This is a genomic window from Oscillatoria nigro-viridis PCC 7112, from assembly GCF_000317475.1.
GTDB lineage: Bacteria > Cyanobacteriota > Cyanobacteriia > Cyanobacteriales > Microcoleaceae > Microcoleus > Microcoleus nigroviridis.
On sequence record NC_019729.1, the window covers coordinates 3221164 to 3235344 of the forward strand.

The 14181-nt window shown below is 47.7% G+C and carries 8 protein-coding genes; 1 reads left to right on the plus strand and 7 read right to left on the minus strand.

Annotated elements, in window-relative coordinates; genetic code table 11:
• Window positions 1-20 precede the first annotated feature (20 nt).
• From OSC7112_RS13745 to OSC7112_RS13765, 5 genes are all read right to left on the minus strand, one after another.
• Complete coding sequence (locus tag OSC7112_RS13745) at window positions 21-2588, minus strand: PAS domain S-box protein (RefSeq protein ID WP_015176464.1); 2568 nt, start codon at window positions 2586-2588, stop codon at window positions 21-23.
• A 361-nt stretch (window positions 2589-2949) separates the two neighbouring features.
• The gene (locus OSC7112_RS13750; RefSeq protein WP_015176465.1) at window positions 2950-5196 is read right to left on the minus strand and encodes a glycoside hydrolase family 57 protein; all 2247 of its coding nucleotides are present in this window, start codon (window positions 5194-5196) and stop codon (window positions 2950-2952) included.
• Between the two features lie 165 nt (window positions 5197-5361).
• Window positions 5362-5598, minus strand: coding sequence for a NifU family protein (locus OSC7112_RS13755; RefSeq protein WP_006632519.1), 237 nt, complete (start codon window positions 5596-5598; stop codon window positions 5362-5364).
• Between the two features lie 282 nt (window positions 5599-5880).
• Window positions 5881-6531, minus strand: a complete 651-nt coding sequence (locus OSC7112_RS13760; RefSeq protein WP_015176466.1) for a DUF3386 domain-containing protein — start codon at window positions 6529-6531, stop codon at window positions 5881-5883.
• Window positions 6532-6756: 225 nt separating this feature from the next.
• Window positions 6757-8016 (minus strand): RNA-guided endonuclease InsQ/TnpB family protein, encoded by a 1260-nt coding sequence (locus tag OSC7112_RS13765; RefSeq protein ID WP_015176467.1) that lies wholly within the window; start codon window positions 8014-8016, stop codon window positions 6757-6759.
• 316 nt (window positions 8017-8332) lie between these two features.
• On the opposite strand from OSC7112_RS13765, the gene OSC7112_RS13770 reads away from it, so the two are divergent.
• A complete protein-coding gene (locus OSC7112_RS13770; RefSeq protein WP_015176468.1) occupies window positions 8333-9871 on the plus strand; it encodes a PAS domain S-box protein in 1539 nt (512 codons plus the stop codon).
• 306 nt (window positions 9872-10177) lie between these two features.
• On the opposite strand, the gene OSC7112_RS13775 is transcribed toward OSC7112_RS13770, so the two are convergent.
• Together OSC7112_RS13775 and OSC7112_RS13780 are read right to left on the minus strand one after the other, a co-directional pair.
• The gene (locus OSC7112_RS13775; RefSeq protein ID WP_015176469.1) at window positions 10178-10987 is read right to left on the minus strand and encodes a GAF domain-containing sensor histidine kinase; all 810 of its coding nucleotides are present in this window, start codon (window positions 10985-10987) and stop codon (window positions 10178-10180) included.
• A 1077-nt stretch (window positions 10988-12064) separates the two neighbouring features.
• Window positions 12065-13963, minus strand: coding sequence for an ATP-binding protein (locus OSC7112_RS13780; RefSeq protein WP_015176470.1), 1899 nt, complete (start codon window positions 13961-13963; stop codon window positions 12065-12067).
• Window positions 13964-14181: the final 218 nt, after the last annotated feature.

Genomic DNA, 14181 nt, shown 5'->3' on the forward strand with positions numbered 1-14181 from the left:
TGGCTACACCTGGGTAGAAATTAACTTTTAGTTGCCAGCCCCTCCCTCAGAAGTGGCAGACTTAAGAAAAAAGTGCTGCCCTCCCCCAAAACGCTCTCCACCCACATCCGCCCCCCGTGCTGCTGCACGATACTGCGACAAATAGCCAGCCCCAAACCAGTACCTCCCTTCTGGCGAGAATCAGAAGCATCAACTTGTTGAAAGCGTTCAAAGACCATCTCCAGTTTGTCTGACGGAATACCCCGCCCTTGGTCTTTCACAGCAATCACGATGTACCACGAGCTCGGAACTGGCAAATGCGGAGGCGCGGCGGCAGGCTCAGGAGACAACACAGACGGAGACGACACCGACTTGTGCGCTGCTTTTTCTGCCAAATCCGGATTGTGGGTCAACTCCGCACTCAGCCAAACCGTAGCGCCGGAGGGAGAAAATTTTATAGCATTACTGAGTAAATTTGTCAAGGCTTGAATTAGCCGATCGGGAACAGCTTGCAATTGGGCCCCCACAGGCTTCACCGACAGAGTAACCCCCGCCTGCTGAGCCATTCCCTGCATCTCGTCAGCCGCCTGCAACATCAGCTCAGCCACATTGCAAGTTTGTTTGATGGCAGTGCTGTAACTCGACTCCATCCGCTCTAAATCTAGGATGTCGTTGACCAAGCGCACCAAACGGTTAGTGTTAGTGACAGCAATCTCCAGCATCCGCTTAGCTTTCTGGGGGTAAGCGTCAAGCACGCCACTGTTGAGGAGGCCGAGGGCGCCGTGAATTGAGGTCATGGGCGTCCGCAGTTCGTGGCTGACAACAGAGATGAATTCATCTTTCATGCGCTCGACGGCAAGCTGCTCGGTGATATCTTTAAAAGTCACTACAGCTCCAATAATTTCGCCTTGTTCTCGCATCGGAGCGACAACGTACTCAACCGGAAAACTGCTGCCGTCTCGCCGCCAAAAAATCTCATCGGTGACGCGCCGCGCCTCTCCGTCTTCCAAAGTGGCTAAAATTTGAGAACTTACCCGGTTCGGCAGCAGTTTGCCCGCCTGCGGTGCGGCGCAGTGCGGGACAAGTTGAGAGCCTGAATTGAGGTCTGTTGCAGGTGAGAGTTGCTGGATCGCCCTCGAGCATTCTTCCTGTGAACGGTGTAAGCTTTCATAGAGCGGTCGATCGATCAATTGCTTCGATTCGCACCCAGCCATTCTCACAGCCGCAGGATTGACAAAAGTTACTTTTCCCTGTTTGTTCAACCCGCAAATTCCTTCTCCTGCGGAGAACAAAATCATTTCTGTTTGGTGGCGGAGTTGTTCAAAGGCTTTTTCGACTCGCTTGCTGTCGCTGATGTCGCGAGAGATTGTCGAAACGCCCGTTACCGCTCCAGTCGCGTCTTTAATCGGAGAAATCGTCAGGGACACATCTATCTGTTGGCCATCCTTCCGCAAGTGCACGGTTTCGTAATGGTCGATGGTGGCTCCCGCCCTAATATTTTCCAATATTTGAGGCATTTCCTTGGGGCGTTCGGGTATGGCTAAAATCTCGATCGACTGCCCCTTGATTTCCGCCGCGCAGTAGCCGTAAATCTTCTCGGCTCCTGTGTTCCAGCTCTGAATTGTCCCGGTGAGGGTTTTGCTGATTATACCGTCGTCGGAAGACTCGACAATCGACGCTAAGCGCACGAGTTCGTCTCTAGCTTGCTTGTATTCCGTGATGTCGCGGCCCAAAATCACGATACTTTTGCGTCTGCCGTCGGGGTGAAATACGGGTACTTTAATCACGTCGTAGATTTTCACAGTACCGTTTGAGCGGGGAATCATTTCTTCCCCCCTAGAAAGCTTACCTTTTGCCCACGCTTCTCGATCGCTGACCTCGCACGCCTGTAGCGCCTCGCGGTAAAAACTGCTGAGTTCTCCTAGCTGAAAATCTTTAAGCCCGCGGTAGTCTATTTTTTCTAGCTCGAACACTTCCAATATCGCTTGATTTGCCTCCTGCCACCTGCCCTCGCCATCTTTGAAGCAGACAATATCTGGCATGGCATTCATCAGCAAGTCGAGATAGGAGTTTTCTCGCCGTGCAGCTTCTACCTCCGCCCGCTTGGCGATTTCCCGTTGCAGGTTTTCGTTTGCCGTTTGCAGCGAGTCGATTAACAAACTTTCTCTAAAAGTCCTTTCTTTAATCACTTCCTGAAGTCTGTGGAGTTTTAGCGACAGCCGCCTGCGGGCCAACAAATTCTCTACCCGCAAGTGCAGTTGGGCGGGTTCGGCGGGACTTACTATCAAATCGTCAATTCTGCGTTCGACTTGTTTTGCCTGCTGCGAAAATAGCTGCTCAAAAAGAGCAGGCGTTTGGGATTTACTAACAAGCAAAAACGGTAAAAATATCGGCTCTGCGGCAGCTTTTAATGATTCTACCAGCGATCCGATGCGCTCGAAATTGGCCTCGTCGAGAATGCACAAGTCAAAAGCGATTTGGGGAATGGGAAATTCGGAGTTGGGATCTAAAGCGCGATCGAGTACGATCACCTCATGCTCCCTGTTGAGGTGGGCGATCGGCAAATTAAGTTGTTGGTGGCGATCGACCAAGAGTAAAATGCGGCTCATTAGTTTGTTAATTTCCCCATGACTAATGATATGATGTCCGGTAAATTAACCATTATATATTTGGTAGTCAGGACTTAAGCCCTATTTTTTATGAGGAATGAAGCCCTCACTACCAACAAATTTTACAGCCTTAGATCGACCGGACGCGATCGAAATTATCGAGGCATTAAGTAGCCAGAGTTGAAGCCCCAATTTAATATAATTTGATAATTATTTAATTGTTTGTCGGTTCAAAAAATGACTAATGACTCCTGACTAATTCAGGGGGCGGGTTTATATTTATTTGGGTTGTCAGTTCTATGAAAGCTGGTGCAACCCGCCCCTACAGCCTAAGGACTAATGACCGATCGCTAATGACTTTTTACGGCATTCCGATCGGAATCAAAGCATCTTCCGGCATACAGCTAGAGTAACGATCCCCTTCCGATAAAACCGCAATCAGCCTCACCTGCCAGTCGGGCATAATCTGCAAATCCGCCCAGGGCACTGCTACCTCCAAACATTTATCCACTCCCACTTGGGCGCGGCTAATGCGGGGCTGCCACTCATCGCCCTCTTCTGCTTCCTGAAACCAAATCGATTTCGTCAGCAAATTAATCTCTAACTGATGGTGGTATCGATAGTTTAGCGGTGCTTCGTCAGGCACACCCAACAGCGGAATCAGACTGTTGTGCATCGTGCGATCGGGATAAAACCAGAACAAATTTAACTGCTGCGGGCAATCAATTCCCGGCCGCACCCCTACCTTGAAGTCGGCACGAATGTAAAAATTCAAGTGGTCAACCCCGTACCAAAGCCGCTGAATTGCCGAACTCCGGTGCATCGTACCCCTTGCTCCCCCAACTTCAATCCGACCGGCTTTGTCCCAATCCTGTTCGTTGCCGATACCGTCAATCACCGGGTGAATAAAGCTCAGCGGCAGGTGGTCGCCTTGAACCTGGTGCACCTCTACTTGCCGTCGCACTTCCGGGGGTATCGGCTCGCCGAGAGCTTCGTAAATTCCCGCTACGTGTTCCCGAAATAGCTGGTCGAACATGGCATCTTGGTTCGAGGTGTGACCTTCGCCAAACCACCAGAACCAGTCGGAACCTTCGGCAGCGTAAAGCGCTTCCCAAGCTTCTGGGTTGCTTTCTTCTGTGGCCTCTGGATGGTTTGCCAGCATTTGTCTCGCGGGCCCTAACAAGTCCCAAGCGCGATTTTTCGCGGGATCGCCGATCCAAGTTGTCAGGGAACCGTCCACCCAGGAACCCGTGTGCAGTTGGGCTGCGGGAATTGTTTCGGTTGCTGGGAATTTGTCGAGAAATTCTGAGACTGTGACTAATTTGATATCTGGATTGTCGCTGAGAGTTTGATAGAGGGATTCTAAGAACGGTTTGCCGTCTTGGGGATAGAATTCCCAGCAATTTTCGCCGTCTAGGGCGATCGTCACTAACCAGGGATTTTCTAAAGCTGTTTGACCGCCGGACTGTCGGTGTTTGAGAGTTCTGCCGATCGCTTCTAAGTGTCCCACTAAATCTGATGCTGCTTTTTTCGGTTCCATCGAACCGTAAGTAAACCCGATCAAGTCGGACAATCTGTGGTCTCTAAATACTATAGCTAAATCGCCGTCAGGAGTTTCTAAACGGTAAGGGCGATATAAAAATTCTGGTTCGCAGACATTCCCTGTCGCGTCGCGGTTGAAAAAGTGTTTAATTGTCCACCCCAATACTGCTTCGTCCGAGACAATCCATTTAAAGCCTTGTTTGGCAATGTAGGGCAAAATTTCCGGGCTGACTGCTTGTTCCGACGGCCACAAACCGCGCGGTTGGCAATCAAACCGGTCTTGATACATTTCCCAGGCTTTTCTCAGGTGTCGGGGAATATCTTCTTCCCACTGAAACCGCTGTTGTGGCAGCGTCATGTTTGGAATAGCTATGCGGCCGCCGTTGGTGTCGGCAAGCAGCGGTAAAATCGGGTGCGTGTAGGGGGTTGTGGAGACTTCCAACTGTCCCTGGGCTTGCATTTTACGGTGCTGGGGAATGATGCGAGCGAGGATTTCTTTTTGTTTTGAGTAGATATTTTTTCTGTCTACCAAACTAAAATTTTGTCCTTGTTTCAGCCACCCTGCAATCTCGGGGTCGTCCCAAAACAGCGGGTCAATCCAAGCTAAATTGTGCCAGGCCAGCAAGTCGCTAAAATCCTGCAATTTCCAGTTTGCCAAACACCACTGAATGCCTTTTTCCTGCCGCTGAGTGTAGAGTTGAGCGTAGCGGCGGTGCGGCTGAATCAGGGTGTGGTAATTGGCGTCAAAGAAGTGTTCTAAAATGAACTCTTGTTCTTCGATATTTAGAGTTTCTGCTGGCTTTAATGTCACCGCCAAGTAAGGATCTAATGCTCTGTCTGCGATGCAGTCTTCTATCTGCAAAATCAAGGATGGAACCAGGTTTACGGTTTGATGCAGCTTGGGATATTTTGCCAGCATTAGCACTAAATCCAAGTAGTCTTTGACTCCGTGCAAGCGCACCCAAGGCAGTCGGTACTGGGTTCCTCCTGCGCTAGCTGATACTCGGGATTTGTAGAGCGGTTGGTGTTGGTGCCAAATGAAGGCTACATAAAGGGGGTGAGACATTGAATTTGGTAATTGGTAATTGGTAATTGAATTTGGTAATTGGCAATTGACAATTAAATTTGGTAATTGGTAACTGTCAACTGTCAACTGTCAACTGGTAATTGGTAACAGTCAACAGTCAACTGTCAACCGTCAACCGTCAACTGCCAACTGCCAACTGACTAATTACATTACCTGTTCGACTTCGGCAATTTCTGGGATAGCCTCGCGCAGGCGACGTTCAATGCCCATTCTCAGAGTCATTGTGGAACTCGGGCAAGAGCCACAAGCTCCTTGCAGTCTCAGGTGTACCACTGGGCCGTCAATTTCTACGAGTTCGACGTTGCCACCGTCGGATATCAGGTAGGGGCGCATTTCATCGAGAACTGTTTCGACGTTATCTCTGGTTAGTGCTAGTGTCATATTTCGCCTCTGTGATGATTTCTTGCAGTTAATGAAAGTTCGATTTGACTCAAGGACAGCATTCTCAACCCGCGCGGGATTTAAGAAACCGGGTTTTTTGATAAAATACTTAGGCACTCAGGTGAGCCTGCGGCAGGAAACCCGGTTTCTGTCACGCTGATGCTCGATCCCAATTAGCTCTCTGGTTCGATCGTAGCCTTACTTGCTGCCAAATCAAGTTGATTCTGATAGGTTATCCAAAAAAAACCGTTTTATTTAAGAAATCCGGTTTTTTGGTTAGCGCTACACTACTGCTGGTTCTAGCAGTTTGACGTTGGAGTAGTTGAACTCGGTTGTTGTCAGTTGACCTTTTTCTTTCGATCGAACTACTTGCTTTGTCATGACATAATAGTCGCCTATCTTCTCAAAGGTATCTTCAAATTCGAGTTCTCTGATGATTTCGTCTGTTTGCGGGTTGCGGAAAACGGCATCGTAGTGGGTGGCCAAAGAACCTTCGGGTGTCTCTAAGCTTTTGTGCGTGTCAATTACGAAAGCCATGCGGCCCATCACCCGGCTGACTTGACAAATTGAGAGACCTCGGATTTTATAATTCGAGCCCATTGAGTCGCCTTGCACCAAGATGTCCACAGCGTCAGTGCTGTCCTTCTCGCCCAGGGTGAAGCTATTTTTGCCGTGAGATTTTTCAAATGTCGAGCGTTTGCGGTGGGTGACAATATCGCGCATTTGGGTGTAGACGCTTTGCTGCACTTCCTCATCTTCAATGCCGCTGACTTCCACGCTCATGTCGGGTTTGATGGAAACATGACCCGTGTATACTTCGTCGCCCTGTTTGAGTTCAATATCGGCACTGTAACCGGGAAAATTGGCATCCCAGGTATAGCGGTGTTCGTAAGCAGCGCGAAACAAATCGCGAGCGTTGGCTTGCTCTGTCATAAATCCCTCTTTCTCTTGACACCCATCTAGTTTAGCTTAACCGCGAGAAGCCCCACATTCACTGGGTAGGGGAGTTACCCGCACTCCTGGCGAGCACTTCTTGGGGGTGCTGCTGGGCTGGCAATTAGGGCGCAGCAAGAATTTACTTTCTCTATCGGTTGCTATGATTTGAAAGTGACATCCTCCTACACCAAATCAAAGATTATGGTGTAGGCTTCCCAAGAATCACTTCTTAGGTTTCCTGGTTGTTCTCTTGTGAGATTTCGCCACTTGCCTAGACTCAGTTCCCTCAGTCCCCGGTAGATCGGCTGCACAGGCGCTTTCGATTCCCGTCTGTCCAACGGTACTAATGAGGGATATTCCTCGGTTTCTGATATTCTGACCTGCTGCTACATCCCTATCCGTTGTGTATCCACAATGAGGACAGTTATGGACTCTAATACTCAGGTCTTTTTTAACTTCACCACCACACTCAGGACACTCTTGAGAAGTCCCCCTAGCATCAACTTCGGCAAAGAATTTCCCACGCTTCCAGCACACATACTTAACGATGGTTCTGAATTGTCCAAAAGCAGCGTCAAGCATATGCTTCCCAAACATCCCTTTGGCACTGATGCGGTAATCCAAGTCTTCCATGAAAACCATATCACCAACATCACAAAGGGCATGGGCTTGCTTGAAGTGGAAGTCTTTCCTCGTGTTGTCAATTTGATGGTGAAGCCGGGCAACTTTAAGGCGTTGTTTTTCGTAGTTTTTAGACCGCTTACTTTTTCTCTTCAGTCTGCGTTGCAGCACTTTCAGCCTACCTTGCAGACTTTTAAAGAACTTTGGCGGTTTTACAAGAACACCGTCACTTGTTGCCAAAAATTTCTCCAACCCAATATCAACTCCAATGGGATGACCGTAGGGTGTTGGGTCGGGAACGTTGACATCACATTGCAGCGAAATAGATGCGTACCATTTATCGGCTTTCCTCAAGATTCGCACTTGTTTGACCACAAACCCTGTCGGGATAGGTCGATGCAAGTTGATGGGAATCGCCCCCATCTTGGGCAGTTTAATGTGCAAATTCGTCACCGGATTCTCTTGAAACTGAGGAAACAGCAACGACTTAAACTGCCCATACTTCTTGAATCTGGGGAAGCCGAACCCTCTCTTCTGAAAATATTCCCATCCTCTATGCAACTGCTTAATAGCATGCGGTCGAACTTGAGAAGGAACCTGACTCAACTTGGGAAATTCTTTCTTAGCTTTTGGCAACTGGTTAAGCTGTTGAATTTCGCCTGGAAACTTCAGCTCTGGAGAAATGATGTACTCTTTCTCCAGAGAGCATCTGTCAATCGGACACTTACGACTGTCACACCAATCTTTTATCTCTCTCAATGCGTAGTTAAATGCGCCTCGACAGATTTCCATCCAGTCAATGAGTTGTTGCTCAAGAGCGAAGTCTGGATAAATTCGGTAGCGGTGTATAAGTATCAGCATTCCAGTATTATACAGTGTTTACTGGTGAGTAGTGTAGGCTTAAATGTTGATTTTAGGGACATCGAGTCCCATAAAATTAACTTGGGGGAGTCCATGTATCCACGCGCGAAATCAGAGATTATGGTGTGGGTCTTATAGCTCACCCCCTACTCCCAAACCCCCACGAAAAGATAAAGTCCCAACATGCCTGGTTATTGAAAGCGCGAGGGGTCGCAAGCCAGACACCAGTCTTAGTTATGGGTTATGTTGAAAAAACTTGTGTCCGCTTTTTAGGGGTTGCACCCGCAGGCAACTATTAGATTCCCCCCTTAATAAAATGCTAGAAACTGTCTACAAACACTTAGAAACATTGCAGGAACAAGCTAGGGAATTGCCACACCCGCAACAGGCAATTTTTACAAAAATTTTGGAAGCTTTATCAAATTCTCTACAGGAAATGGCAGGCAGCCGCTTGTTTGAAAGCGCAACAAATAACGCGGCTAAACTGGTTGAACTTGAAAAAAATAATCGCCTGTTGGAACGCACAGTAGCCCAGCAAGTAGGGCAAATCAGACAGCTACGGGAGCAGTTGGAAAAACAAATCAGCCAGCATCGCAGGGATACTCAAGCATTAACTAAAAGTGAAGCAAAACTGCAAGCTATGCTGCGTAATTCTCCCGATCTAATTAGCATTGTCGGCTCCGACGGGCGAGTTCGATACCACAGCGGCTCTCTACAGCGGCTTTTGGGTTACAACCCAGAAGAAAGAATTGGCAAATTTCACGGCGAGTTAATCCATCCCGACGATTTGCTGGCTTGGCAGACGTATTTTGGTAAGTTGTTAGAATCTCCAGGAATTGGGGGGGCAATCGAATATCGGAAACGCCACGCTGACGGTTCTTGGATATACATGGAGTCGATAGGTAACAGTTTGCTTTACGATTCTAGCGTGCAGGGAATTATAATTAGTTCGCGGGAAATAGGGGAACGAAAGCAAGCCGAAATCGCAGTCCGAGAGTCGGAACTCCACTACAGAGTTATGTCGCAAATTACTTCTGATTTTGCCTATTCTTTTAAGGGACTGCCCGACGGTAAGTTCGCCTGCGAGTGGGCGACAGAAGCTTTTGAGCGCTGCACGGGTCGCGTTCCTGAACAATTAGAATCGTTTGGTTGGTGGAACTCAGAACTCGTTCATCCCGACGACAGGGAAATGTTAATTAAACAATTAGAAGGCTGTACTTTCAGCCGCACAGGAGCTAATGAGTATCGCATTATTAATCAAAAAGGCGAGGTGCGCTGGGTGCGGGACTACTGGCAAGTGGTGTGGGACAAAACTGCTGAACGGGTTGTCCGTTTGTGGGGCGCTTGTCAGGAAATTACCGATCGCAAGCAAGTAGAATTGAAACTGCAACTCGTTAACCAAGTTTTGCAAGCCCAGATAGCATCGGCGCCGCTGGCGATTAACTGTACCAGCAATGACGGCAATACCGTTGTTTGGAACCGCGCCGCCGAACAACTTTTTGGCTGGACTGCGGCTGAGGTTTTAGGGAAACCTTTACCGAATATTCCTCAAGGCCAAAAGCAAGATTTTTACGGGCTGCTAAAGTCTGCGTCTAATGGCAAACCGCAAAACGGTTTGGAAGTATCTTTGTTGAAAAAAGACGGTAGTTCGATCGATGTTTGGCTTTGGGCCGCACGAGTACGAGATGCGGGCGGCCAGACTGTCGGCAGTATCAACATATTTTCCGATCTTTCAGAACGCAAGCGCATAGAGGAAGAGCGCCAAAAACTAGCAGCGATGAAAGATATGGAGGAACCTTTTTGGGCGCGCTATGTCAGCCCTCCAAAAACTCCAAAAAAAAAGGGCGGTCGGTAATTCTATCAAGCACAAGTTAAAAGCATTAAAATTGCGAAAGTGCAATCTTATGCTGGCAATATCCTTTACGGTCAAATAACCTATTTGATGGGAGTCGTTCGAGCGGACATAATATGATAAATACACCGAGCTACTACCTTTAGTAGTTGCTATGCTGTACTTTGTAAAAGTATAATTCCCTAAAAATAATTGATGAACCAGCTACCGAATTTTTTGAGGTAATCTATCGATAATTTGTCAACTTTTTCAGGGTAAAACTTGTTGGCACGGTAAATATTAGACTTGTTAAATACACCACTAGAAGGTTTACTGATGCCCCGATTTTTCCTGGTTCCTGAAAGTGGCTAACTCTGCGTGAGTTTGGCAAGCTTCACTTAACTCAATGTAATCTAAGATATTGGAAATTACTTGAGAAAGGTGGATAGCCGAACGGTGAGCTTCTTGGATAAAATCTCTCTCCTCGATCGGATCGTCAGCTTGATCGTCTATGGTTAGTTGTAGATAGCCGATGATGTGATTTAGGGGAGTGCGGAGCTCGTGGGACGCCTTCCACAAAAATTGCTTTTTGAGCTGGGATAGTTCTTGTACTCGCTTGCTGCGCTCTTGGTAGAGGGTGGCGAGGGCGATCGCGCTTCCTACTTGCTCGGCAAGTTCTTGTGCGAATTCGATCTGGCATTGAGTCCAAGGTCGATCGGTCTTACCCTTCGCCGACGATCGACCTCTGCACTGATGCAAGCTAATTATGCCGTTAGGTTGCTCTTGGTAAGCGGTAGCCACCACTAACAGCGACTGCGGCCCAAAAGGGTCATTGGCTGCAAAGGAGTCTACTACCACCGGTTCGAGTGTGGCTAGAGCTTGAAGGAAATGAGGTGCTGCTGTGAGGGAGATTTCCATTCCCAGCATGGGTAAAAATGGTTCTTGGCAGTATTCAGCAGCTACTTTGACTTGCAGGCTAGAACTTTCATAGGGACAAATGATACAGCGGCTGACGCCTAGTGTTTCTCCCAGACTGTTAACTGTTTGCTCCCAGATGGTATGGAGATCCAGGGTTCGACGAATATTTCTGCCAATTTGGAGTAAAAGCTTTTGCGATTGAGCTGATATTTGCTGATTCATAGCAACCCTTTTTCTACGAGACTGGCAAAAGTTTACCACTCCGGCAACAGGGCAGGGAGTTACTTAATTTGCCAGGCTGCGGCGGTCCCACTGATTAATTACGTAATTCTACTTAAATATTGCCACAAACCGTCAAACATTACTAAGTAGTTGCGGTGTCTTTACAAGATCTTTATGATTTTCACATAGAAGGGAGAGCATCCTATTTTCTTAAAAATCCTTGACAGTAGGGGATTGGAAAGCTGAATCAGTCCTAAAAGTAGCCATTAAGTTCTTGTAAAGTTGGCGGTTTGTGGGGGTTTACTCGGAGGTGTGAGCTGCCAGCCGAGAGATTAAAGATGAGCTGTTATCCGTATCCCCCGGATTTGATTTATGCCAATTCTGGGTGGGGATCGGAAGTGGCGCGGGCGATCGATATGAGTCCAAAACTCCCAAGGAGGGAGCTTGGCGACGGATAAAAGTCAATCGATTTGAGATTTGAGATTTGAGATTTTAGATTAAACAATTGAAGCATTTACCCAGCCCAAAAACGGATACCGTGCCACGTACTCCTGTCGTGGAAAGATAAAAATTTTCGACCCTAGTTCAAGCTCCCAGATTAATCTGTGGGGTAAATCTCAAATCTCAAATCTCAAATCTCAAATCTAAAATCGACTGACTTGCGCGAGATAAATACGTTCGGCTCTTTATCGGATACAGGTTTTTTATTTCTGGACGGATGAATCCGGGGGCTTGTATCCTGGATGCTTGATTGTCAAAATTGATACGCTGGTGGGCGATCGAACTGTGTTTGTAGGACAATTACCAATTATCGATGACCTTTATTCACGCAACTGAACTCACGAATACAGGAATATAGCAATTTTTAAGTTAGTAAGGTACAGTTTGGTAATTGGTAATTGGTAATATCAATTCCGGCTGCGGCGGAATGATATCAAATCCGCCCTTCATCGTCGGGCGTAAAGTCGAATCAAGATGCCCGCAAATAATGCGCTAGTTTTCATGTTTTTGACCCGCCCGTCAACAGTCAACAGTCAACAGTCAACAATGATTCCGGTTGCACCGGAATCGATATGATTAATTTTTAAATAGTGGTTCTTGATAAAGCGGCACAGTAAAAGTAACCGTCGAGCCGAGTCCTTCCCCCATACTGTAAAAATTTACTGTACCCCCCATTGCTTCTACCAGTTTTTGAGAAATAGCCAATCCCAAACCGGTGCCGCCGTATTGCCTGGTACGAGCGCCGTCCACCTGAAAAAACGACTCAAATAATTTATCTTGCTTGTCGAGAGAAACGCCGATGCCAGTATCAGCAACTCTGATTTTCACCATTCCGGGGAACTGCTGGTTGTGAACAGTCACCTTTTTCTTAATAACCTCGGCACTGATGCGAATTCCCCCTTCCCCCGTAAATTTAATCGCATTGCCCGTGAGGTTCAAGATTACTTGAAGCAGGCGTTGGTAGTTGCCGTACACAATAATCTCGTCCTCCACAGGGGGTTTTTGGATTTGAAATTGCAATCGCTTTTGCTCGATTTGAACCCGCGTAAAATTCTCAACTTGTTGCAACAGTTCACCGAGTTTGACGGGAGCGAGGTCTAACTCCATTTTGCCAGCTTCGATTTTAGCGATATCCAAAATATCGTTAATCACATTGAACAAATGTACTGCAGATCGGTAAGCTTCTTCTATAAATTGGTGCGCTTCTTCGGGGTCATCTGCCATGCCGTCCACCAGCAGTTTTAGAAAGCCGAGGATGCCGTTGAGGGGAGTGCGGAGTTCGTGAGAAGTATTGGCAAGAAATTGACTTTTAAGTTGGGAAAGAGCTACGGCTTCGGCGCGGGCCTGTTCTAATTCTTGGTAAAGTGTAGCGTGGGCGATCGCACTGCCGACTTGAGCGACTAACTCGCGGGCGAATTCGAGTTCGACTGGACTCCATTTCGGGGCACTGCCGCAGCGGTGCAAACATATCAGTGCATTGGGTTGGTCTTCATAGGAGGTAGCGGCTACGAGCACGGAATGGCGACCGAAGGGATCGGTGGCGGGGGAGGCGTAATCGACTGCTACTGGTTTTAAGGTGGCTAAAGTTTGAATCCACCCTGGCTGTTCGGCTGCGCGCAGTTCTAATCCCAGCATAGAAGAGTAAGCTTCTTGGCGGTATTCAGCTACTACTTTAAAAGTTTTCGATTGGAGATTTTCGATTTGAGCGGGGGAAAGCGGGGGCGAGGGGTCGCTAGCTATTGACTGTTGTAATTCCCCAGCAGCAGCGGTCGAATTTTGCTGATTTTCCGAGGCAAGGAAGGGGGAGGTTTCAAGATTTTCGCTGTCTTTTTTGTAGGAACAGATGATGCAGCGGCTCGCGTTCAAAACTTGACCCAAGCTGTTAACAGTTTGCTGCCTAATTGTGTCTAAATCGAGGGTTTTGTGCAGGTTTTGAGCGATTTGGGAGATGATTTTACGGTCGATTTCCGAGTAGGGGGGGAGCGATCGACCGGGGATACGGCTCGCTGGAAGCGACATTTGTTGGCGGGCGTCCAAGGGGGATGGCAAAGCTCGATAGGGCATGAATTCTGGGGAGTCGGGCCGTCTGTCTGTGGGTTTGTCAGACAGCAGCCTTCCCATAACTAAGACTTTTGCAGCTTTGCCGTTTGAGTCGATCGCGGGAGTGAGTGTCAAATCGAAGAGAAAATATTGTCCGGCGTGGCAAAATGGATAGCTGAACCGTTGCGGTAGGAGGGTTTCGAGCGCCCGCCGCAGGATGTCGAGATAAGGCGCAGGGGGGATGGGTTGCAGGGTTTCGCTGAGGGGGCGATCGACAATTTGTTCTGCTGTGAGCTTGTACCGATCGGCTTTTTGCCAGTAAAAAGATAGATATCGACCAGAGGCGTCTTGGGTAAATACTAATTCTGCCCCTAACTCTTGAAAAAAAACTGTAGAGGCGAGGCTAGATCGCCGGAAATCTGTGTTAGAGTCCATCAGAGTAGGGGATGAAAGTAGTTCGGATTTTGGAGTCTTGAGTTTTTAATAGAGAACTCCAGACTTACCATTGTTTGGGGCTTCTACTGTTAATTTGTGAGCGATTAATCAATTTAAAAGCTGTTGGCTTTTTAATTACAACATTAATCGCTCAAAACTCAACAATTAGCAAAAATTTTTGGCTTCTACTATTGACTTTTGAGTGATTAATGAACTCA

Excerpts from the sequence above, each read along its gene's own strand:
- OSC7112_RS13745 (WP_015176464.1), bottom strand. The coding sequence starts at position 2,588 with ATGAGCCGCATTTTACTCTTGGTCGATCGCCACCAACAACTTAATTTG.
- OSC7112_RS13750 (WP_015176465.1), bottom strand. The coding sequence starts at position 5,196 with ATGTCTCACCCCCTTTATGTAGCCTTCATTTGGCACCAACACCAACCG.
- OSC7112_RS13755 (WP_006632519.1), bottom strand. The coding sequence starts at position 5,598 with ATGACACTAGCACTAACCAGAGATAACGTCGAAACAGTTCTCGATGAA.
- OSC7112_RS13760 (WP_015176466.1), bottom strand. The coding sequence starts at position 6,531 with ATGACAGAGCAAGCCAACGCTCGCGATTTGTTTCGCGCTGCTTACGAA.
- OSC7112_RS13765 (WP_015176467.1), bottom strand. The coding sequence starts at position 8,016 with ATGCTGATACTTATACACCGCTACCGAATTTATCCAGACTTCGCTCTT.
- OSC7112_RS13770 (WP_015176468.1), top strand. The coding sequence starts at position 8,333 with ATGCTAGAAACTGTCTACAAACACTTAGAAACATTGCAGGAACAAGCT.
- OSC7112_RS13775 (WP_015176469.1), bottom strand. The coding sequence starts at position 10,987 with ATGAATCAGCAAATATCAGCTCAATCGCAAAAGCTTTTACTCCAAATT.
- OSC7112_RS13780 (WP_015176470.1), bottom strand. The coding sequence starts at position 13,963 with ATGGACTCTAACACAGATTTCCGGCGATCTAGCCTCGCCTCTACAGTT.